Source organism: Nocardiopsis sp. NPDC055824 (genome assembly GCF_053616335.1).
Genome location: NZ_JBSHDN010000123.1, coordinates 1 through 19,517, shown reverse-complemented (window position 1 = coordinate 19,517; position 19,517 = coordinate 1). Strand labels below are relative to the sequence as shown.

At 73.4% G+C, this 19,517-nt stretch carries 19 protein-coding genes; 12 read left to right on the top strand and 7 right to left on the bottom strand.

Features of this window, described 5'->3' with window-relative positions; all coding sequences use genetic code 11:
* Positions 1-51 precede the first annotated feature (51 nt).
* Positions 52-624, bottom strand: coding sequence for a TetR/AcrR family transcriptional regulator (locus ACWGL3_RS21835; protein WP_267948200.1), 573 nt, complete (start codon positions 622-624; stop codon positions 52-54).
* A gap of 71 nt (positions 625-695) precedes the next feature.
* Between ACWGL3_RS21835 and ACWGL3_RS21830 the strand changes: the two genes are divergently transcribed.
* Complete coding sequence (locus ACWGL3_RS21830; protein WP_267948201.1) at positions 696-2,297, top strand: MFS transporter; 1,602 nt, start codon at positions 696-698, stop codon at positions 2,295-2,297.
* On the opposite strand, the gene ACWGL3_RS21825 is transcribed toward ACWGL3_RS21830, so the two are convergent.
* From ACWGL3_RS21825 to ACWGL3_RS21810, 4 genes are all read right to left on the bottom strand, one after another.
* The gene (locus ACWGL3_RS21825; RefSeq protein WP_267948202.1) at positions 2,279-3,001 is read right to left on the bottom strand and encodes a TNT domain-containing protein; all 723 of its coding nucleotides are present in this window, start codon (positions 2,999-3,001) and stop codon (positions 2,279-2,281) included. The genes ACWGL3_RS21830 and ACWGL3_RS21825 overlap by 19 nt on opposite strands.
* A 231-nt stretch (positions 3,002-3,232) precedes the next feature.
* Positions 3,233-4,564, bottom strand: a complete 1,332-nt coding sequence (locus ACWGL3_RS21820; RefSeq protein ID WP_267948203.1) for a UDP-glucose dehydrogenase family protein — start codon at positions 4,562-4,564, stop codon at positions 3,233-3,235.
* A 234-nt stretch (positions 4,565-4,798) separates the two neighbouring features.
* Positions 4,799-5,488, bottom strand: a complete 690-nt coding sequence (locus ACWGL3_RS21815) for a YIP1 family protein (protein WP_452461728.1) — start codon at positions 5,486-5,488, stop codon at positions 4,799-4,801.
* Positions 5,489-5,510: 22 nt separating this feature from the next.
* Positions 5,511-7,016 carry an LCP family protein gene (locus ACWGL3_RS21810; protein WP_267948205.1) on the bottom strand — a complete coding sequence of 502 codons (1,506 nt, stop codon included), beginning with the start codon at positions 7,014-7,016 and terminating at the stop codon, positions 5,511-5,513.
* A gap of 333 nt (positions 7,017-7,349) precedes the next feature.
* Between ACWGL3_RS21810 and ACWGL3_RS21805 the strand changes: the two genes are divergently transcribed.
* The 3 genes from ACWGL3_RS21805 to ACWGL3_RS21795 all read left to right on the top strand — a co-directional run bounded on the left by ACWGL3_RS21805 (position 7,350) and on the right by ACWGL3_RS21795 (position 9,892).
* The gene (locus tag ACWGL3_RS21805) at positions 7,350-7,589 is read left to right on the top strand and encodes a TM2 domain-containing protein (RefSeq protein WP_267948206.1); all 240 of its coding nucleotides are present in this window, start codon (positions 7,350-7,352) and stop codon (positions 7,587-7,589) included.
* A gap of 127 nt (positions 7,590-7,716) precedes the next feature.
* Positions 7,717-8,712, top strand: coding sequence for a glycosyltransferase family 2 protein (locus ACWGL3_RS21800; protein WP_267948207.1), 996 nt, complete (start codon positions 7,717-7,719; stop codon positions 8,710-8,712).
* A gap of 109 nt (positions 8,713-8,821) precedes the next feature.
* Positions 8,822-9,892 (top strand): DUF4429 domain-containing protein, encoded by a 1,071-nt coding sequence (locus tag ACWGL3_RS21795; RefSeq protein WP_267948208.1) that lies wholly within the window; start codon positions 8,822-8,824, stop codon positions 9,890-9,892.
* A gap of 33 nt (positions 9,893-9,925) precedes the next feature.
* Here ACWGL3_RS21795 and ACWGL3_RS21790 read toward each other — a convergent pair whose 3' ends face one another.
* Both ACWGL3_RS21790 and ACWGL3_RS21785 read right to left on the bottom strand, forming a co-directional pair.
* A complete protein-coding gene (locus ACWGL3_RS21790; RefSeq protein ID WP_267948209.1) occupies positions 9,926-10,708 on the bottom strand; it encodes a glycerophosphodiester phosphodiesterase in 783 nt (260 codons plus the stop codon).
* Positions 10,705-11,454, bottom strand: coding sequence for an IspD/TarI family cytidylyltransferase (locus ACWGL3_RS21785; protein ID WP_267948210.1), 750 nt, complete (start codon positions 11,452-11,454; stop codon positions 10,705-10,707). The genes ACWGL3_RS21790 and ACWGL3_RS21785 overlap by 4 nt, the downstream gene beginning before the upstream one ends.
* Positions 11,455-12,006: 552 nt before the next feature.
* Between ACWGL3_RS21785 and ACWGL3_RS21780 the strand changes: the two genes are divergently transcribed.
* The 8 genes from ACWGL3_RS21780 (at position 12,007) to ACWGL3_RS21745 (ending at position 19,426) form a co-directional block, all read left to right on the top strand.
* The gene (locus tag ACWGL3_RS21780) at positions 12,007-12,852 is read left to right on the top strand and encodes an ABC transporter permease (protein WP_267948211.1); all 846 of its coding nucleotides are present in this window, start codon (positions 12,007-12,009) and stop codon (positions 12,850-12,852) included.
* Complete coding sequence (locus ACWGL3_RS21775) at positions 12,852-13,748, top strand: ABC transporter ATP-binding protein (protein ID WP_267948212.1); 897 nt, start codon at positions 12,852-12,854, stop codon at positions 13,746-13,748. Before ACWGL3_RS21780 ends, ACWGL3_RS21775 begins: the two co-directional genes overlap by 1 nt.
* Positions 13,749-14,008: 260 nt before the next feature.
* Positions 14,009-14,977, top strand: coding sequence for a hypothetical protein (locus tag ACWGL3_RS21770; RefSeq protein ID WP_267948213.1), 969 nt, complete (start codon positions 14,009-14,011; stop codon positions 14,975-14,977).
* 92 nt (positions 14,978-15,069) lie between these two features.
* Positions 15,070-15,723 carry a DUF5941 domain-containing protein gene (locus ACWGL3_RS21765; protein WP_378553934.1) on the top strand — a complete coding sequence of 218 codons (654 nt, stop codon included), beginning with the start codon at positions 15,070-15,072 and terminating at the stop codon, positions 15,721-15,723.
* 33 nt (positions 15,724-15,756) lie between these two features.
* Complete coding sequence (locus tag ACWGL3_RS21760) at positions 15,757-16,488, top strand: phosphocholine cytidylyltransferase family protein (RefSeq protein WP_267948214.1); 732 nt, start codon at positions 15,757-15,759, stop codon at positions 16,486-16,488.
* Between the two features lie 5 nt (positions 16,489-16,493).
* Positions 16,494-17,543, top strand: a complete 1,050-nt coding sequence (locus tag ACWGL3_RS21755; RefSeq protein ID WP_267948215.1) for an iron-containing alcohol dehydrogenase family protein — start codon at positions 16,494-16,496, stop codon at positions 17,541-17,543.
* The gene (locus ACWGL3_RS21750) at positions 17,521-18,291 is read left to right on the top strand and encodes a CDP-alcohol phosphatidyltransferase family protein (RefSeq protein WP_267948216.1); all 771 of its coding nucleotides are present in this window, start codon (positions 17,521-17,523) and stop codon (positions 18,289-18,291) included. Before ACWGL3_RS21755 ends, ACWGL3_RS21750 begins: the two co-directional genes overlap by 23 nt.
* 304 nt (positions 18,292-18,595) lie before the next feature.
* Positions 18,596-19,426, top strand: coding sequence for a glycosyltransferase family 2 protein (locus ACWGL3_RS21745; protein WP_267950254.1), 831 nt, complete (start codon positions 18,596-18,598; stop codon positions 19,424-19,426).
* The last annotated feature ends 91 nt before the right edge of the window (positions 19,427-19,517 follow it).

Genomic DNA, 19,517 nt, shown 5'->3' with positions numbered 1-19,517 from the left:
GGGCGGGGGCCGCGCCGTGCCCGGGGGCGGGCGTGGTCGGGCGGGCGCGTGTCAGCCGGAGGCGGGCACGAGCGCGCGCAGACCGTCCATCGCCTGGTCGACGGTGGGCAGAGCCTCCGGGTCCACGACGAACTGGACGACGTAGCCGGCGATGAGGTTGTAGACCAGCGACCCCAGGCCCGCGACGGTGCCGGGGTCGACCTCGTCGGGCTCCACACCCAGGATCATCGCGGCCAGCTCCCGGCGGCCCTCGGCGATGCCCCTGGCGAGGGCCTCGCGGACGCCCTCGTCGAACTCGGCCTGGGTGAAGGCCTGGATGCTGGCCACCAGCAGGTCGCGCTCCTCCGGCAGGGACGCGAAGACGGAGCCCAGCAGGGCGCGCATCCGCTGCTCGGGCTCCTGCGAGCGGGAGGCGTCGACGGCCGCCTGGAAGGAGTCGCCCCACTCGCTGGACGCCTCCAGCACCGCGGCGTTCATGAGGTTGTCCTTGGACCCGAAGTGGTAGCCGATGGACGCCAGGTGCGCCCCGGAAGCGGCGGCGATGTCGCGGGCCGTGGTCTTGCCGTACCCCTTTTCGACCAGGCACTTCCTGGCGCCTGCCAGCAGGTCGTCTCGTTGGCTCATGCGGAGATCCTAGCATTTTTGTACGTACGTACATATTGACGGCTGAATTTGACGTACGTACGATCAAAACCATGCACACCCCACAGAACACGGCGAACCGCCGGGCCGCGCCCCGCACCTGGGCCGGTCTCGTCCTCCTCCTGATCCCGGCACTGCTGGTGTCCATGGACATCTCGGTCCTCTTCGTCGCCGCACCCGCCATCGCCGAGGCGCTCGAACCGGGCGCCACCCAGTGGCTGTGGATGATGGACGTCTACGGCTTCGTCCTCGCCGGACTCCTCGTCACGATGGGCAGCCTCGGGGACCGCCTCGGCCGCCGCAGGCTGCTCCTCACCGGCGCCGTCCTCTTCGGCGCGGCCTCGGCGCTCCTGGCCTTCGCCCCCAGCGCCGAGCTCTTCATCGCGGGCCGGGCCCTCCTCGGCCTCGCCGGGGCGACCCTCGCCCCGTCCACGCTGTCCCTCATCCGCAGCATGTTCACCGACCCCCGGCAGCGCGGGGCGGCCGTCGGCGCCTGGACCATCGCCTTCACCGGCGGCGCCGTCGCCGGGCCGATCCTCGGCGGCCTGCTCCTGGAGTTCTTCTGGTGGGGCTCGGCCTTCCTGGTCAACCTGCCGTTCATGGTCCTGCTGGTCGCCCTCGCGCCGTTCCTCGTCCCGGAGTCGCGCGACCCGGGCGCGGCGGGCTTCGACCTCCCCGGCGCGGGCGCCTCGCTCGTCGCCGTCCTCGGACTGGTCTACGCGGCCAAGCGCTTCGCCGAGCACGGCATCGAGCTCCAGGGCGTCCTCGCCCTGCTCGTCGGCACGGCGTTCCTGGTGCTGTTCGCGGTCCGCCAGCGCCGCACAGAGCACCCGCTCGTCGACATGGCGCTCTTCACCCGCCCCGCCTTCACCGCCGCGGTCGGCAGCAACACCGCCGTCGCGTTCGCCGCCGCGGGGCTCGGACTCCTGGTCTTCACGTTCCTCCAGACCGTGCACGGCCTCAGCCCGCTCCAGTCCGCGCTGTGGTCCCTGCCCGTCTTCGTCGGCACCGTCCTCGGAGCCGTCCTGGCGGGCGCCGCGTCGCCGAGGGTCCGCCCCGGCCCCCTGATGGCCGCGGGCCTGCTGGCGGGCTCCGCCGGGTTCGCCGTGGTGGGGACCGTGGAGACGGACTCCCCGCTGGCCGTCCTCATCGTCGGGTACACGGTGACGACCTTCGGCGTCGGCATCGTCGGCACCCTCGCGAACGGTCTCGTGCTGGCCACGGCGCCGCCCGAGCGGGCCGGAGCCGCAGCCGGGGTCTCCGAGACCAGCACCGAGTTCGGCTCGGCCCTGGGCATCGCGGTCCTCGGCACCGCCGCCACGAGGATCTACAGCACGGCCATGGAGGAGGGCCCGTCCGGTGCGGAGGGGCCCGCCGGCGAGACCGTCGCCGGAGCCGTCGCCGCCGCGCCGCGGTCGGAGGACCCCGGGGCCCTGCTCGACGCGGCCTTCACCGCCTACACCGCCGGGGTCTCCACCGCCGCCCTCACCGGCGCGGCCGTGCTCGCGGTCGCGGCCCTCCTCGTCGCCGCGGCCCTGCGGGGACTGCCCCCGGGAGCCGGAGGGGAACCCGGCGGGGAGGGCGCCGCGGGCCCGGACGCCCCGGCCGTGGGCGCCCGGGCGGCAGCGGACCGGGATCAGGCCCCGAGGGCGTAGCGCCAGGGGGCCGCGCACTCCTCGGCGGGCCTCTGCTCCAGGTAGCCCCACTCCAGGAGGTCGCTCACCGGCACGTACCCGTCGCCCTGCGCCTCGGGGAGCTCCCCGGCCGGTGCGAGGACCTGCTCACCGCCGCCCGGCTGCTCGAAGTGCGGCGCGATCGGGCCCACCAGGGCGGTGAACCCCGTCGCCACCTCGTAGCAGTTGTAGTTGTGCTCGGGCCCGCCGGGCCAGGTGTTGAGGGAGTCCGGCGGCAGTGCCCGGCGCTCGTACGGCGCGCCCGCCGGGGCCAGGAAGGTGCCCCGCGGCGATCCGAACCGGTCCAGCATCCGTCCCTCGCGGAGGCGTCGGAGCCCGTTCACCGGCTCGCCGTCCACCACCACGAACCCCATGTGATCGGGGTAGTCCCAGCCCTGGGGGGTGGCCCACCTGTCCAGGAACTCCGTCGGGGTGAGGTCGCCGAACCTGTCGTAGGAGCGGACGAGCGACCCCACGGGGCCCTCCGAGGGGAGCTCGGCGGGCCCGAGGCGGCGGTCGCCGCACAGGTACGCCGCCAGGTCCTCCTCGGTGGGCGGGGGATCGAGCACCGGACAGTCGGCCTGCGGCGCGGACGGAGCCCCGGGAGGGGACAGCACGTCGGCGTGGGCGGGCGGTGCCACCAGGAGCAGGGCCAGTGCGGCGCCTGCCACCGCGGAGAGCTTCACGAATCGGACTCCGTTCGTTTCCTCGGGCGCCGACCCGGTGCCGGCCGCCCGCGTTCGACCACGGAGTGAAGTGAAGCACGGACGGACGGTCACCGTCCGGGGTTCGCCGGAACTGCCGACCGGAGGAGGGGAGGGATGCCCCGCCCCACGCGGCCGCCAGGGGGCGGCGCCCGCGCCGGGAACGCCGACGGCCGGCCCCCTCGGGGACCGGCCGCCGGAACGGGTCGGGGCCTACTGGCGGCCGAGGGCCCGGTAGGTCCACCCCGAGGCGCGCCAGAACGTGGGGTCGAGGGCGTTGCGCCCGTCCACGATCCTCTTCTGGGCCACCACGGTGGCCAGCTCCTCCGGGTTGGCCTCGCGGAACTCGGTCCACTCGGTGAGCAGGAGCACCACGTCCGCCCCCCGCGCCGCCTCCAGCATGGAGTCGGCGTAGTTCAGCTGCGGGTGCTCCGCGCGGGCGCGCTCCAGCGCCACCGGGTCGTACACCGTCACCTGGGCGCCGAGCGACGCGATGGTCGAGGCGACGTCCAGCGCGGGCGAGTCGCGGATGTCGTCGGAGTTCGGCTTGAACGCCGCTCCCAGGACGGTGACCGTGCGCCCGGCGAAGCTGCCGCCGATCAGCTGGCGGGCGAGGTCGATGGTGCGGGCGCGGCGGCGCTGGTTGATCGCGTCCACCTCGCGCAGGAACGACAGGGCGGGCTCCACGCCCAGCTCGTCGGCGCGCGCCATGAACGCGCGGATGTCCTTGGGCAGGCAGCCGCCGCCGAAGCCCAGGCCGGGGCCCAGGAACTTGCCGCCGATCCGGTCGTCGTACGACAGGGCCTCGGCCAGCTGGATCACGTCGGCGCCCGCGACCTCGGACACCTCCGCCATCGCGTTGATGAAGGAGATCTTCGTGGCCAGGAACGCGTTGGCCGACACCTTGACCAGCTCGGCGGTCTGGAGGTCGGTCACCAGGAAGGGGACGCCCTCGTCGACCTGCCGCTGCCACAGGGCGCGCACGGCCTTCTCGACCCGGGGGGAGTCGGTGCCGATCACGATCCGGTTGGGGCGCAGGGTGTCCTCGACGCCGAAGCCCTCGCGCAGGAACTCGGGGCTCCACCCCAGTTCGGCCTCCCCGCCCACGGGGGCGAGCGCGGCCAGCCGCGCGGCCAGGGTCGCGGCGGTGCCCACCGGGACGGTGGAGCGGCCGACGACCACGGTGGGGCGGTGCAGGTGCGGGGCGAGCTGGTCGACCGCGGCGTTGACGTAGCGCAGGTCGGCCGCGCCGGACTCGTCGCGCTGCGGGGTGCCCACGCAGATCAGGTGCAGGTCCGCGAACTCGGCGACCTCCCTGAAGGAGGTGGTGAAGCCGAGGCGCCCGGACTCCAGGCTCTTGCCGAGCAGCTCGGCGAGGCCCGGCTCGAAGAAGGGCACCCTGCCGGAGCGGAGCATCTCGATCTTGGCCTCGTCGACGTCGAGCCCCAGTACCTCGAACCCCATCTCGGCCAGGCAGGCCGCGGTGGTGGCGCCCAGGTAACCGGTACCGATGACGGAGACGCGCATACGGTCCGCTTCGACCACTGGTTGAGTCCTTCCTCGCTTTCGTCCGTTGCCTGTGCCGGTGGTTGTTCCCGCAGAAGGCGGTCAACACCCCGGTTGAGGGCAGGAAACGGACATGGTTCGGCCGACGGGGGTGCCCCGGGGGCGCGATGCATCACCTTACGCGCCGAGGTGTGGCGCATGACCGAACACCGCGTGAACAGTCAGGCGCTCAGGTTACCGGTGGGTGCGGCCCCCCGGCCACGGGGGCGCGGCTCAGCGGGGACCGCCCCGGAGGGGGCCCGTCCCGCCGCTCTCGTCGTCCAGGGGCGTCCAGGTCGCGCCGGACCCGTTCCGCCGGAAGGGGGTCGTGGTCCGGTCCGGGTCACCGGCGAAGGGATCGTCCGGGTCGAGGACGGGGGGCGGTGCGGGCACGGCGTCCGGAACGGTGTCGCCCACGGGACCGCGGTCGCCCCGGGGACCGCCGTCCGCCCCGCCGGGAACGGCGCCGCGGTGCCGGACCCGGCCGGGACCGCCCTCGATCAGAGGGGCGGGGAGCCCGGCGCCGGCGGCCGTCCGCCAGCGGACCGGCATGGCCGCCGAGACCAGCAGCAGCGTTCCGAGGGGCAGCCCCACCGCGAGGCCCGCGCCGGCCGGGTAGAGGAAGCTCTCGTCGTTCAGCCACGCCAGGGCGGGGCCCATCGACGCGGGATGCACGGCCGGCCACAGGCACAGTGCCGTGAGCAGGGCCCCCGACGCCCCTGCCGTCAGCGGGGACACCCGGGACGCGACCAGGTAGGCGCACACGCCCCCGGTGAGGCACGACACGACCGCCGACAGCACCGTCGCGACGCCCACGTCACCGGCGGCGAGCCGCGGAAGGGCCTCGGCCGACCAGGCGACGGCGACCCACAGCACGGGGGCGAGGGCGATACCGGCGAGCAGGCCGACCAGGTGTCGGAGCACAGGAGTCCTTCCTTCGCGGGGGTCACCCGCAGACGTTGTCCCGGGCGGTCGAGGTGGAGAGGCCCTCGGCGGCGGAGGGCTCCGCCTCCGGCCCGGGGGACTCCGCGCCGTCCGGGGCGTGGAACCCGGTGTAGTCGGATCCGATCACGATCTGGAGCTCGCCGTCCAGGGCGGTGTCCTCGACGGCCTCCGCGCCGGGGATCATCCCGGCCACGTAGGCGGCGTCGGCCCCGTCGCCCGGCCCGTGCCTCACCTCGGTCGTCGGCACGTCGCTGCTGCTCCAGTTCTCGGCGGGCGCGGACAGCGCGAAGCCCGCCCCGGTCAGACCCTCGTCCACCTGCGCGCCGAGGCCGGGGGTCCCGATCCCGTTGAACACCCTCACCCGGATGTCACCGGGGTCCGGGTCGCCGCTCCCCCCGTCACGGGGCTCCTCCCCGGGTTCGGCGACAGGCCGGTCGGCGCGGACCGCGGCGAACAGCTCCCGGGAGGCCGGCTCGTCCCACAGCAGGGCGACGTCGCCGCGCGGCGTCCAGTGGTTCATGTCGGCGATGGGGACCTGGGTGAAGGTGACGGCCCCCATGTCCAGGTCGCGCATCTGGTAGGCGAGCTCGTTGATCGTGCTGGTGTCCAGGCCGGAGTCCACCGTCACCGAGGAGAGGGCGCTGTCCAGGAACGCGGTCAGCTTGGCGGGGTCGGACAGGGTCTCGCTGCTCAGCGCCCGGTCGAGCATCGCGGACAGCACCTGCTGCTGGCGGTCGATCCGGTCCAGGTCGCCGCGCGACGTGGCGCGGGTGCGGGCGAACGCCAGGGCCTCGGTCCCGTCCACCTCGTGCGTGCCCGCGGCCATGTCCAGCTGCGCCTTGGGGTCGTCGAGGGGCTCGGGCAGGCACACCTGGATGCCGCCCAGGGCGTCGACCACGTCGACGAAGCCGTGGAAGTCCACCTCGACGTAGTGGTCGATCCGCACGTCGGTCACCGACTCGACGGTCCGGACGGCCAGCTGCGGCCCGCCGTAGGCGTAGGCGGCGTTGATCTTGTCCTCGCCCTCGCCGGGGATGTCCACCCACAGGTCGCGGGGGATGCCGACGACGGTCACGCGGTCGCGCTCGTGGTTGAGCCGCACCAGCATCATGCTGTCGGAGCGCTGCCCCGGGGTCGAGCCGACGCTCAGGTCGTTCCGGTCCTCCTGGTTGACCTCCTCGCGGCTGTCGGAGCCGATCACCAGGAAGGTCAGGCCGCCGGTCGCCTCCGGGCGGTCGCCGTCGGACAGGCCGGAGAACACGTCGAACCTGTTCAGGGAGCCGGACATCCATCCGGTGAAGGCCCACGAGGTGCCCGAGGCGAGCAGGACCAGGACGGAGAAGGCGCCCATCAGGAGCAGGCCCGTGCGGCGCCGCCGCGCGGCCCTGCTGGGAACGGTCACCCGGCCGGACCTGGGGGACCGGCGGTCCTCCGGCGGCAGCGGCTGGGAACGCTCTCGCCGGAAGCCGTCCCCCGGCCCCTGCGTTCCCGAGCTGTCGTCGCTCATCGGCGTCCCCGTCCCAACCGACCCACGGTGTCCTTATCCCTAGGTTGTCACCCGATCCGCCGAAGAGCGCGGGATGTCAACCCTCGGCGTGTTGTCCTCCGCTTTGGGTAGGACGCCGCCGGAGCCGCCGGGGTTCCGCTGCCACCGGGAGCCGTCCTGAGGCGTATCCGGTACCAGTGTGTGACCGAAATCCATGGCCACGGGCTGACTTACGCGCAAAAATGATCGCTTCCGGTACGCGTACGGCGGCCCCCCGTTCCGGGGAGCGCCGTACGGCCTGCCCGCCGCGGACCGGTCCACACCCCTTTCCCCGCCCCCTCCCGGAGTACAACCATGTACCAGCAGCCCCAGTACGAAGCCGTGTCCCCGAAGAACTGGCTCACCACGCTCCTGCTCAGCCTCTTCCTCGGCGGCCTCGGGGTCCACCGCTTCTACGTCGGCAAGACCGGCACCGGCGTCCTCATGCTGATCACCTGCGGAGGCGCCGGCGTCTGGGCCCTCATCGACCTGGTCATGGTCATCATGGGCAACTTCAAGGACGCCCAGGGCCTGCCCGTCAAGAACCAGGGCTGACCCGTCGGCGGCGCGGCCCGGCGGCGATCCCGCCGGGCGCTCCGGGCCGTACGGGTGCAGTACCGTTGACGCGCGCGAGGGAAGCCCCTCGCGAGTCCCCGACACGTCTTGACCTTGGGAAGTGCCCGTGTCCTGGCCGCCTGTCTCCGTCGTCATGCCCGTACTCAACGAAGAACGCCACCTCGCCTCGGCGGTGGAGCACGTCCTCGCCCAGGAGTACCCGGGCGAACTGGAGGTCGTGCTCGGGGTGGGCCCCTCCTCGGACCGCACCCGCGAGGTCGCCGACGGGCTCGCCGCCGCCGACCCCCGCGTCAAGGTGGTGGACAACCCCACCGGCAGGACCCCGGCCGGCCTCAACGCCGCCATCGGCGCCTCCTCGCACGACATCGTCGCCCGCATCGACGGGCACGCCATGATGCCCTCCGACTACCTCCGTGTGGCCGTGGAGACCCTGCGCGAGACCGGCGCCGACAACGTCGGCGGCATCATGGCCGCCGAGGGCACCACCCCGTGGGAGAAGGCCGTCGCCGCCGCCATGACCTCCAAGGTGGGCGTCGGCAACGCGCGCTTCCACACCGGGGGCGAGGGCGGCCCCGCCGACACCGTCTACCTGGGCGTCTTCCGGCGCTCGGCACTGGAGCGCGTCGGCGGCTACGACGAGGCCTTCCTCCGCGCCCAGGACTGGGAGATGAACCACCGCATCCGCACCACGGGCGGCACCGTGTGGTTCCAGCCGCGGATGACGGTCTCCTACCGGCCGCGTCGCAACGTGCGGCTGCTCGCCAAGCAGTACTTCCACTACGGCCGCTGGCGGAGGGTGGTCGCCCGCCAGCACAAGGGCACCATCAACCTGCGCTACCTGGCGCCCCCCGTCGCCCTGGCCGGGGTGGTCGCGGGCCTGGTCGGCGGGTTCGCGTTCTGGCCCCTGTTCCTGGTCCCCGCCGCCTACCTGGCGCTGGTCACCGCCGCGTCCGTGCCCCTCGGCCGGGGGCTGCCGGCCTCCAGCCTGCCGCTGATCCCGCTGGCCCTGGCCACCATGCACATGTCGTGGGGCGCCGGCTTCATCACCAGCCCCCCCGGGCTCGGCTCGGACTCGCGCACCGCGCAGGGCGCCAGCGCCTGACGCGCCCGCCGCCGCGGGTCCCGGACGTGCGGCCGTATCCGGCCAGGGGCCGCCCTCGCACGGGGGCGGCCCCTCTGCTACCCAGGGAGCAGGACACGGAGAGGAACCCATGGACGAGTTGCGGGGCGACCAGGCCGCGTGGCGGTTCGACGGCGAGTCGATCGCGATCGCGTACGAGACGAAGGGCTGGTTCAAGAGCCCCCTCCTGAAACTCCTCGGCGGCCTGAGCGTGCCGCTCGCGGCGGTGGAGGAGGTGGACTTCCGGCCCGGGGCGGTGCGCAAGGGCGGCTGGGCCATGAACCTGCGGCTGCGGGAGCGGATGGACCCCTACGCCGCGGTCGGGGCGATGCTCGACGACCGGGCCCAGCCCTTCAGGCTGACGGGGCCCGCGTCGACGGAACTGGTCGCCGAGTACCTCGCGGACCAGGTGAGGTTCGCCGCCGGACAGGCCGGAGCGCCCGACGGCGCGACCCCGACGGCTCTCGTGCCGCCGCTGCCGCTGCACGTCAGAACCTCCGAGGGCACCGCCCACCTCGACCGCGGACGCCTGACCCTGGTGTGGGGCGGGGGCCACGCGAGCGGTTTCAAGAAGAAGCAGCAGCGCCGCGAGTTCGACCTGGCCGACATCGCCGCCGTCGAGTGGTCCCCCCTCGACGACTGGGGCTGGGGCTTCGTCCGGGTGATCACCGCCGGCGGGACGGAGCAGACCGCGGCCAAGCCCAGGAACGACCTCAACGTGCTGCGCGCGGGGGAGGAGGGCAACGAGATCCACCAGGTGTTCCTCCTCGCCGCCACCGTCACCGCGCACGTGTGGGCCCGGGGCGCGCGGGCGCGACTCGCGCCCGGCCCGGGCGGCGCACCGGGCGACGGCCGGACCGGACGGGACGACGACGCCTGGTGGAGGGACACCGCCAGGAGCGCGCTGGACGCCGTGCGCCGCTCCGCGCTCGCCCTGAACGGTTCCGGCGACGGGATCGCCACCGCGGAGGGCGGCGGGGCGGGCGCCGCCGGAGGTGCCGCGGCGGGGGAGCGGCGGTCCTCCGGGGACGGTCGCGGAGGGGGCGCCGACACCGCATGGATCTTCGAGCAGATCGAACGCCTCGGGGAACTGCACGCGAAGGGTCTGCTCACCGACGAGGAGTTCTCCGCGAAGAAGGCCGAGCTCCTCGGCCGGATCTGACCCTCCCGGACCCGGCACGCCGGGCCCGGGGCCTCAGCACCCCGCGCGCTCCCCGCCCTCCCGGGCCTTGAGGGCGGAGACCGCCCCGGGCACGTCGTCCACCACGACCGCGTCCATGCCCGCCTCCGCGAAACGGGCCGCGTCGACCGGGTCCGGGCACCAGGAGACCACTTCCAGCCCCGCCCGGTGTGCCAGGTCCACGGTGTACGGCACCGAACGGCGGCCCGGCCGGGGGGCGTCGCCGGTCAGCCCGAACGACCGCGCGTCCACCGCGACGATCGCGCACCCCAGGCCGGCGGCTCCCGCCACGGCCTGGTCCAGCGGGTTGCGCACGAACGGCATCCACGCCGTCGGCACCTCCGGGGCGCCCCCGCGGACGGCCACGAGGACGCCGGGGTCGAACGAGCAGACGAACACCCGGCGACGTTTGGCCTCACGGCGCAGGTACGGGAGGAGAAGGGAGGCCGTCCGCCGTGACGGAGCGTCGACCGCGTCCTCCATGACCGACTTGACGTCCACGTCCAGCCCGACCCCCGCCGGGATCGCCGCGAGCCCCTCGTCCAGTCCGGTCAGCCCCGCCGCGGCGCACTCCCCCGCGGTCAGGTCCACGATCGCCCGGCCGTCGGCCAGGGCGGCGTCGTGGTGGAGCACCAGCGCGTCGTCGGCCGTGCGCCGCACGTCGACCTCCACCCAGTCCGCCCCGGCCGCGGCCGCCGCCGCGTACGACTCCGGCGAGTTCTCGCGGGCGCCGTCCACCACGCCGCGCCCCGCGCCGCGGTGCCCGATGACCTCGGTGGCCGCGAAGACCCGGCTCACGAGTCCGCCTCCGCCAGGACGGCGCGGGCGCGGGCCCGGCGCAGCAGCGTCTCGGCGACCTCCACGTCCCCCGGGTTCGTCACCTTGATGTTGTCCTCCTCACCCGGCACGATCCGCACCTCCTCCCCGGGCAGGTACCGCAGCACCACCCCGCAGTCGTCCGTGGCGACCAGCCCCGGGTCGGCCGTGGCCAGGGCGTAGGCGCGGCGCGCCACGCCCAGCCGGAACCCCTGCGGGGTCTGCATGCGGCGCAGCTCCGAGCGCGGCGGCACCTGGGCGACGGCCTCGCCGCCGGTCCGGCCGGGGGCCACCCTGACGACCGTGTCGGCGCTGGGCACCGCCACCCCGACGGCGCCCGCCTCTCCCAGCGCCGCGACGCACGCGGAGATCGTGGCGGGGCGCACGAGCGGCCGGGCCGCGTCGTGCAGCAGGGCCAGGTCGGTGTCGGCCGCGCCCCCCATCGCGGAGAGGGCGGCGTACGAGGTGTCGGTGCGTGTCCCCCCGCCGGGGAGCACGGCGGTGACCTTGGCGAACCCCGCGGAGGCGACGATGTCCTCCACCCTCCCGACGTACTCCCGCACCATGAGGACCAGGATCTCGTCCACCTCCGGGCACGCCTCGAACGCGGCGACGGAGTGCTCGATGATGGGCCGCCCCTCCAGGGGCAGCAGCTGCTTGGGGGAGGGGGCGCCCATACGGGAGCCGACCCCTCCGGCCAGAACCGCCGCGATCACACGCGGGCGCATGGCCCCACCTCTTCCGTCCACGGCTGGTGTCGCCGTTCCCTTGGCCGCACTCGCCGCGGCGCTCGTCACAGGGCCCGCCCGGGGGCGCGTCCGGGGCCCGGCCGCCGCCGGCGGACCGCGCGGCAGGACGCGTCGGACCCTGCCGGCGTCCGTGTGCGCGGGGCCTTCGGCCTTCGCGGCCCCGGTCGGCCGGGGCGCGTGCCCGGTTGTTCCCCGTAAAGGACATGATCTCCGCCCTCGGGCCGAGGCTAGCGGACCGCCGCGGCGACACGGGGCGTGACCGCGCGCACAGCCCGGAGGGGGAGGGCTGGTTGGCGCGGCCCGTCGTCCGCAGCGGTAACCTATGGACGCCTGTATGGCGTGCCCGGTCCAGACCTCCTCCGATGCGGTGGGAACCGGGCGCGGTCCGTGACATCCCCCGGTCGCCCGGACACGCTCCCCCGTTTCCGGCACACCCGGCGCGGGGTGGACCGCGCGTGTCGACCGGTGCGCACAGGCGAGACACGAACACGCCTGTCCGGCCACCTCGCTGACCGGACGAGAAAACAACCCTTGGAGGTGGCGGTGGCGTCAAGGGCGCTGGCCGTCTGGGAGCACCGGAAGGTCGTCGGCCTCCTGGTCCGGCGCGACCTGAAGGTCAAGTACCAGCAGTCCGTACTGGGTTACGCGTGGACGATGTTGGAGCCCCTGGCTCTGACGATGGTCTACTACTTCGTCTTCGGGGTCATCCTCAGCGCTGATCGCGGCATGCCCCCGGAGGCTCAGGCCTACGGCGGCTTCGTGCTCTTCCTCGTGGCCGGGATCCTGCCGTGGACCACCTTCGGCGCGATCCTCAACGAGGCGCCGCGGGCGATGCTCACGCATTCCAAGCTGATCACCACGATGAAGGTGCCCCGGGAGATCTTCCCGATGGCCACGGTGGGCACGAAGTTCGTCGAGTACATCCTCACCTGGCCGGTGCTGCTGGTCTTCGTCTTCGCGCTGGGCGGCCACTTCACCCTCATGGGCCTGCTGGTCTGGCTGCCGCTCGCGGTGGTGCTGACGTTCGCGTTCGGGCTCGGCGTGACCCTGTTCCTGTCGGCGGTCAACGTGCTGCTGCGCGACGTGGAGCGCCTCGTGCGGATCCTCAGCCGCCTGCTGTTCTACGGATCGGCGATCCTGTTCCCGGCCTCCATGGTCCTCAGCTCCGGCATCCCCGAGTGGCTGAAGACCCTCTACCAGCTCAACCCGCTGATGGGCATCTTCCAGATGCACCGCGCGGTGTGGTTCCCTGAGTTCGCGGAACTAACCCCGAGCACCCTCGCGTTGACCTCTTCGGTGGTCGGTTCGATCCTGATGCTCATCATCGGATACTGGACGTTCCGCCGCCTGGAGATGTCCGTCCTGAAGGAGTTGTGATGGCGCAGACCGACTACGGCGCCGGGCTGACCAGTGGGCCGGTCATCGAGGCCAAGGGACTCGGCGTCAAGTTCGCCGTGAACCGCCGCCGCAAGCGCAGCTTGCGCGAGATGTTCATCCACGGCACCAAGCGCGACCCCAACGCCGAGGGCGACGAGTTCTGGCCGCTGCGGGACGTGGCGTTCGAGATCAACCGGGGCGAGTGCGTCGGCATCGTCGGCAAGAACGGCACGGGCAAGTCCACGCTGCTCAAGCTCATCGCCGGGGTCCTGATGCCCGACGAGGGCGAGGTGCACGTCCACGGCAAGGTCGCGCCGCTCCTGGAGCTGCGGGCCGGGTTCAACGACAACCTGACCGGCCGCGAGAACGTGTACCTGGTCGGGTCCCTGCACGGGATGACCGAGAAGCAGATCGACGAGCGCTTCGACGAGATCGTCGACTTCGCCGAGATCAAGTCGAAGTTCATCGACACCCCGGTGCGGCACTACTCCAGCGGCATGAAGGTGCGCCTCGGGTTCGCGCTGATCTCGCAGCTGGAGCACCCGATCATGCTGGTCGACGAGGTCCTCGCGGTCGGCGACAAGGCCTTCAAGCGCAAGTGCTACGAGGCCATCGACCGGATGCTGGCCAACCAGCGGACGATGGTGCTCGTCTCGCACAGCGAGAGGGACCTGCGCCGGTTCTGCAACCGCGGCCTGTACGTCAAGGGCGGCGGGCTCGCCCTGGACACCGACATCGACGCCGCCCTGGCCGCGTACGAGGAGGACACCAAGGCCGAGATCGCCGAGCGCAAGAAGCGCGACGCCGCGAAGAAGAAGCGCGCGGAGGAGGCCGAGAAGCAGATCGACGACCGGGAGTCCGGCGAGGACGGGGCCGACGGCGGCAGGACCGCCTGAGCGCGGGTCCGCCCCGCCGACAGGCCCGTCCCGGAAGGCCGTGGTGCGCATCGCCGGTGTGTTCCGGCGGTGCGCACGTTCCTTTCCGGGGCCCGGCCTTTCCGGGGCCCGGCCTTTCCGGGGCCCGGCCTTTCCGGGGCCCGGACGAAAGGCCTCTGCGGGGCCGGACCCCGGCTTAGCGGACACAAGGTGCGTGTCAGTGTTTGATTGACTACGCACCGTAGGCGACGGTGTCACTCACCAAGTGTGGGAGGGCACCCATGGTCTACGGCACGCTGGCGCGGTCGGCCGCGCGGATGTTGGAACGCAGACACGTCACCCGGGCCGGGGTGACCAGGATCGGCGTCGTCGGGGCGGTCGGCGCCGCGGTCTGGTTCTCCCGGGCCGACACGGTCGGCGGCCTGGCCGGGTCGGCCTTCCTGGCGGCGGTCCTGTTCTGCGACGCCGTCCGCGCGCGCATGCGGGCCGACCGCGGGGACGCCCTCACCCTGTGGCTGGCGGCGATGCTGTCGCAGCTGCGGGAGTGCGTGGTCTACCTGGGCCTGGCCGCCGGCGCCGTCCTGGCGGGCCTCGGGGGCGCGTGGGGCTGGGCGGCGGGCGCGCTCGTCGCACTGGCCCTGCGGGACTCGCTCCTGGCGGCCCACGAGGCCCCGGTCGCGGCCTCTCCGGGGCGGAACGTGAAACCCGCCCCGCTGTCCTCCCAGGGGCGCGCTGGCGGCCTCCTGGGTGGATTCGCGCCCTGCTGTCCCACCCGTCCCCCGCGCGACAGCGACCCCGGGCTGACGAGCCGGCTGCTCGGCGCCGCGGCCCCGGGGCCCCGTTCGCCCGGACCCCGTTCGCCCGGGGCCCGCGGCCGGGTCCCGGGGGCGGGCCCCGACGGCGCGGCCGCCGCGGGGGTCCGGCTCGACGGGGTCCCGCCCCGGCCGCGTGAGGCCGAACCCGCCGGGTACCGCACGGCCGGGGCCGGCCCCCGCCGCGCCCCCGGCGCGGGGGAGGGCGCGGGCCGCGGAGCGCCGGACGCCCGGACCGGGGCCCTCCGGCCGGACCCGGCGCCGACCGCCCCGGCCCGGCGGCTCACCGCCTTCTCCCAGCCGACGCGCTTCCTGGTGATCGCGGTGACCGCCACGGTCTGGGACGCGCGGGTCGCCTTCGTCACCCTCATCGTGGGCTGCGCGATCGCCGTCACCGGGGAACTCGTCGACCCCACCGCGCGCGGGGTGCGCCGGTGAGCCGGGTCGGGGCGGGCGCGACCGGGGCGCACACCGGGGGAGGGCGTGTCCCCACCGCTCCGGACCTGCGATTTCTCCGTGATGACGGTCACATGTCGTACCTGCTGGGCCGGATCGCGCCGGGTGCCGTACCTCCCCTGCTGCCCGCGCTCGCCGGGGCGCTGGTCGTCGGAACACTCCTCGTGGCAGACCGAGGACACTTGGCAGGCATTACCCTGTTCGCACCGGTCGCTGCCCTGCTACTGTCCGGACTGACCTCCGGCCACCCCCACGACGGACGGTCCGACTGGCTCGTACCACCCGTCCTCCGTGCCACCGAGTACACCTTTCTGGCGGTGCTGGGACTGGCGTCCGGCGTACCAGGTCCCCTGGTGTTCGTACTCTTGGTGGCAGTCGTCTGCCACCATCGCGACGACGTGGCACGCCCCATGGCCGGCACGGCCAGACCGGCGTGGGTGCGCGGCGCGGCACTCGGGTGGGACGGCCGCATGCTCGCCGTCGCCGCCGGGGGCGCGCTCCACGCGCTCACCCCCGCCTACGGCATACTCGCCGGATACCTGGCGGTGCTGCTCGTGCGGGAGTCCGTGCGCACCTGGAGTGCGACACCGGTGACCGACGTGCTCACCAGGACCACCGCTCCCCCCGGCGGTGGCGACACGGGCCCTGGAGATCCCCGGATCTCCCGACCCGGCAGCGGAGACGGAGACGGGGGCCAACCGGCCGCCGGAACGAACGGGGAGGCGTGACAGCCTCCCCGACACAAGGAGGAACACGCCCTCATGCTCGGAATGGTTCTCGCCGCAGGCGCGGGGCGCCGGCTGCGTCCTTACACCGACACCCTGCCCAAGGCCCTGGTGCCAGTCGACGGCGAGACGACCATCATGGACATCTCGCTGCGCAACCTGGCGGCGGCCGGGCTCACCGACGTCGTCGTCGTGGTCGGCTACCGCGCGGAGGCCGTCGAGGCGCGCAAGGAGGCCCTGGAGGAGCGCCACGGCGTCAAGCTCACCCTCAGCTACAACGACAAGGCCGAGGAGTGGAACAACGCCTACTCCCTGTGGACCGCGCGCGAGTTCTTCTCCGAGGGCGTCCTCCTGGTCAACGGCGACACCGTCCACCCGGTGAGCGTCGAGGAAACGCTACTCGCCGCCCGGGGACCTGAGCTCCTCCTCGCGGTGGACAACGTGAAAAGCCTCGCCGACGAGGAGATGAAGGTGACCCTCGACGAGGACGGCCACCTCAGGAACATCACCAAGCTCATGGACCCGGCCACCGCCGCCGGCGAGTACATCGGCGCCACCCTCATCGAGGGGTCCCTGGCCCCCCGCCTCGCCGACGCCCTCAAGGCCACCTGGGAGCGCGACCCGCAGCTCTACTACGAGGACGGCTACCAGGAGCTGGTCGACCGGGGCGAGAAGGTCGCCGTGGCGCCCATCGGCGAGGTGGACTGGGTCGAGGTCGACAACCACGACGACCTCGCCAAGGCCAGGGAGATCGCGTGCCGCTACTAGCCCGAATGCTCCCCTCCCCGCTGGCGATCGACGTGCGGCGGGGGGCGGTCTCCTCCCTCGGGACGCTGCTCGCCGACCGGCGGATCGCCACCGAGGGCCGCATCGCCGTGGCCGTCGGCCCGGGGCAGGGCGCGCAGATCGCCGCCGACCTGGACCTGCCCAACTGCGAGGTCTTCCACGTCGAGGAGGGCACCGTCGACGCCGCCAACGAGCTGGGCAAGAAGCTCCGCTCCGGCGCGTACGAGGCGGTCGCGGGCATCGGCGGCGGCAAGACCATCGACGTCACCAAGTTCGCCGCGACCATGGCGGGCATCCCCATGGTGGCCGTGGCCACCAACCTCGCCCACGACGGCATCGCCTCCCCCGTCAGCTCCCTGGAGCACGAGGGCGGCAAGCCGTCCATCGGCGTCACCATGCCCATCGCCGTCGTCATCGACGTCGACTACGTCCGCGCGGCCCCCCCGCACCTGGTGCGCTCGGGCATCGGCGACGTGGTCAGCAACATCTCGGCCATCGAGGACTGGGAGCTGGCCGGCCGCGTCAACGGCGAACCCGTGGACGGCATGGCCGTCACCTTCGCCCGGGTCGCGGCCGAGGCGGTCCTGCACCGCCCCGACTCGGTGGAGTCCGACGCGTTCCTCACCGTGCTCGCCGAGGGCCTCGTGCTCTCCGGGATGGCCATGTCGGTCGCCGGGTCCAGCAGGCCCGCCAGCGGCGCGTGCCACGAGATCCTGCACGCGGTCACCCAGCTCCACCCGGGTGTCAGCAACCACGGCGAGCTCGCCGGACTGGGCGCGCTCTACGCGTCCTTCCTGCGGGTGCGGCACCTGGGCTGGTCGGAGTCGCGGATGAACGAGATCCGCGACTGCCTGATCCGCCACGAACTGCCCGTCGTCCCCTCGGACGTCGGCCTCGACGAGGCGGCGTTCGCGCGGGCGGTGGCCCATGCGCCGGACACCCGGCCGGGTCGGTTCACCATCCTGGAACACCTGAACCTCTCCGAGGACGAGATCGGACGGAGCGTCAAGGACTATGTCGAAGCCGTCGGTCGCTGAGGTCCGAGCAGGGGGCCAGCCCGCCGGCATCAAGGAGCGGACCAACGAGGAGCACTGGGCCGGCCGCCTCTACATGCGGGACATCTCCCCGTACCTGACGACGTTCTTCGTCCGGCTGCGCGTCCCGCCCAACCCCATCACCTACCTGATGATGGCGTTCGGGGTCCTGTCCGGGGTGGTCGTCGCGTTCGGCGGACTGTGGTCGGCCGTCCTCGCGGCGGTGTTCATCCAGGTCTACCTCCTGCTGGACTGCTCCGACGGCGAGGTGGCCAGGTACACCGGGCGCACCAGCGTCGCGGGGATCTACCTGGACCGGATCGGGCACTACGTGTCCGAGATCGCGCTCCTCATCGGCCTGGGCATCCGCGCCCAGGGCGAGTGGGAGGCGGGCGGCTGGGTGATCCTGGGCATGGCCGCGGCGATCGGCGTCGCCCTGATCAAGGCCGAGACCGACAACGTCGTGGTGGCCCGAGCCAAGGCCGGGCTGCCCGAGAAGGTCTCGGACGAGGCGATGCGGCCGCGCTCCTCCGGGCTGGGCCTGGCGCGCCGCCTGGCCTCCGCCCTCAAGGTCCACCGGCTCATCCAGGCGGTGGAGCTGTCCCTGATCATCGTGGCGGCCGCCGTGGTGGACGCCTTCCTCGGCGACCTGGCCGCCACCCGCTTCCTGGTGGCGGCGTGCGCGTTCGTGGCCGTGGTGATGAGCTTCGCCCACTTCGTGAGCGTCCTCGCCTCCCGGCGCCTGGAGTGAACCGCCGGCCGCCGCGCCGGTGAGCCGCCCCTCCCACGGGGCCGCGGTCGGGTACCCCGTCCACGGCCCCGTACACCTCCCTTTTATTCTTTCGTTAGTCTGTTTCTGCGAATGTTGGCGGGTGTCCACCTGCCAGCAGCATGTCGTCCACTGAACGGTCGCAAACATGGCCACACCCGTGATCCCACCCGCGTCTGACACCGCGACGTCCGCGGCTGAGGTCTCCCGAGCGCCAAGAGCCGAACGGAGCCGCGCCCAGGTGTCCGGTAGCAGCAAGCCCACACTTTCCTGCGTCCTGCTGACGATGGGCACCCGCCCCGCCGAGCTGCGCCGCGCGATCACCAGCGTGTTCGAGCAGGAGGACGCGGACGTCGAGGTCGTGGTGGTCAGCAACGGGGCTCAGCTGCCGGAGATGCCCGAGGGTGTGACCACGGTGCTCCTCCCGGAGAACGTCGGCATCCCCGAGGGGCGCAACCACGGGGTCAAGGCCACCGACGGCGACATCATCCTCTTCCTGGACGACGACGGCTGGTACCGCTCGACCGACCTGGCCCGCCACGTGCGGGAGCGGTTCGCCGCCGACACGTCGCTGGGCGCGCTGTCCTTCCGGATCGCCGACCCCGACGGCGGCCCCGACCAGCGCCGCCACGTGCCGCGCCTGCGCGTGGGGGACTCCCGGGAGTCGAGCGTGGTCACCACGTTCCTCGGCGGGGCCTGCGCCATCCGCCGCACGGCCTTCGAGGCCGGCGGTGGGCTGCCCGGCGACTTCTTCTACGCCCACGAGGAGACCGACCTCGCCTGGCGCATCATGGACGCCGGTTACACGATCGAGTACGACGCCGACGCGGTCATGTACCACCCCGCGGTGGCGCCGACGCGGCACGAGAACTTCTACCGGCTCAACGCCCGCAACCGGGTGTGGCTGGCCCGCCGCAACCTCCCGTGGCCCCTCGCCTTCGCCTACCTCGGCACCTGGGTGGGGCTGACGGTGCTGCGCGAGCGCGACCGCGCCGCGCTGCGCTCGTGGTTCGCCGGGTTCCGCGAGGGCTGGCGCGAGGACGCCGGCCCGCGCACCCCGATCCGCTGGTCGACCGCGTGGCGGATGACCCGGGCCGGGCGCCCGCCGGTCATCTGACCCCGGACGGCGACCGGCCGCCCCGCCGTGCGGAGGGCGGTCGCGACGGGCCGGGCCGGACACGGCCGAGGGGCCGGACACCGTTCGCGGG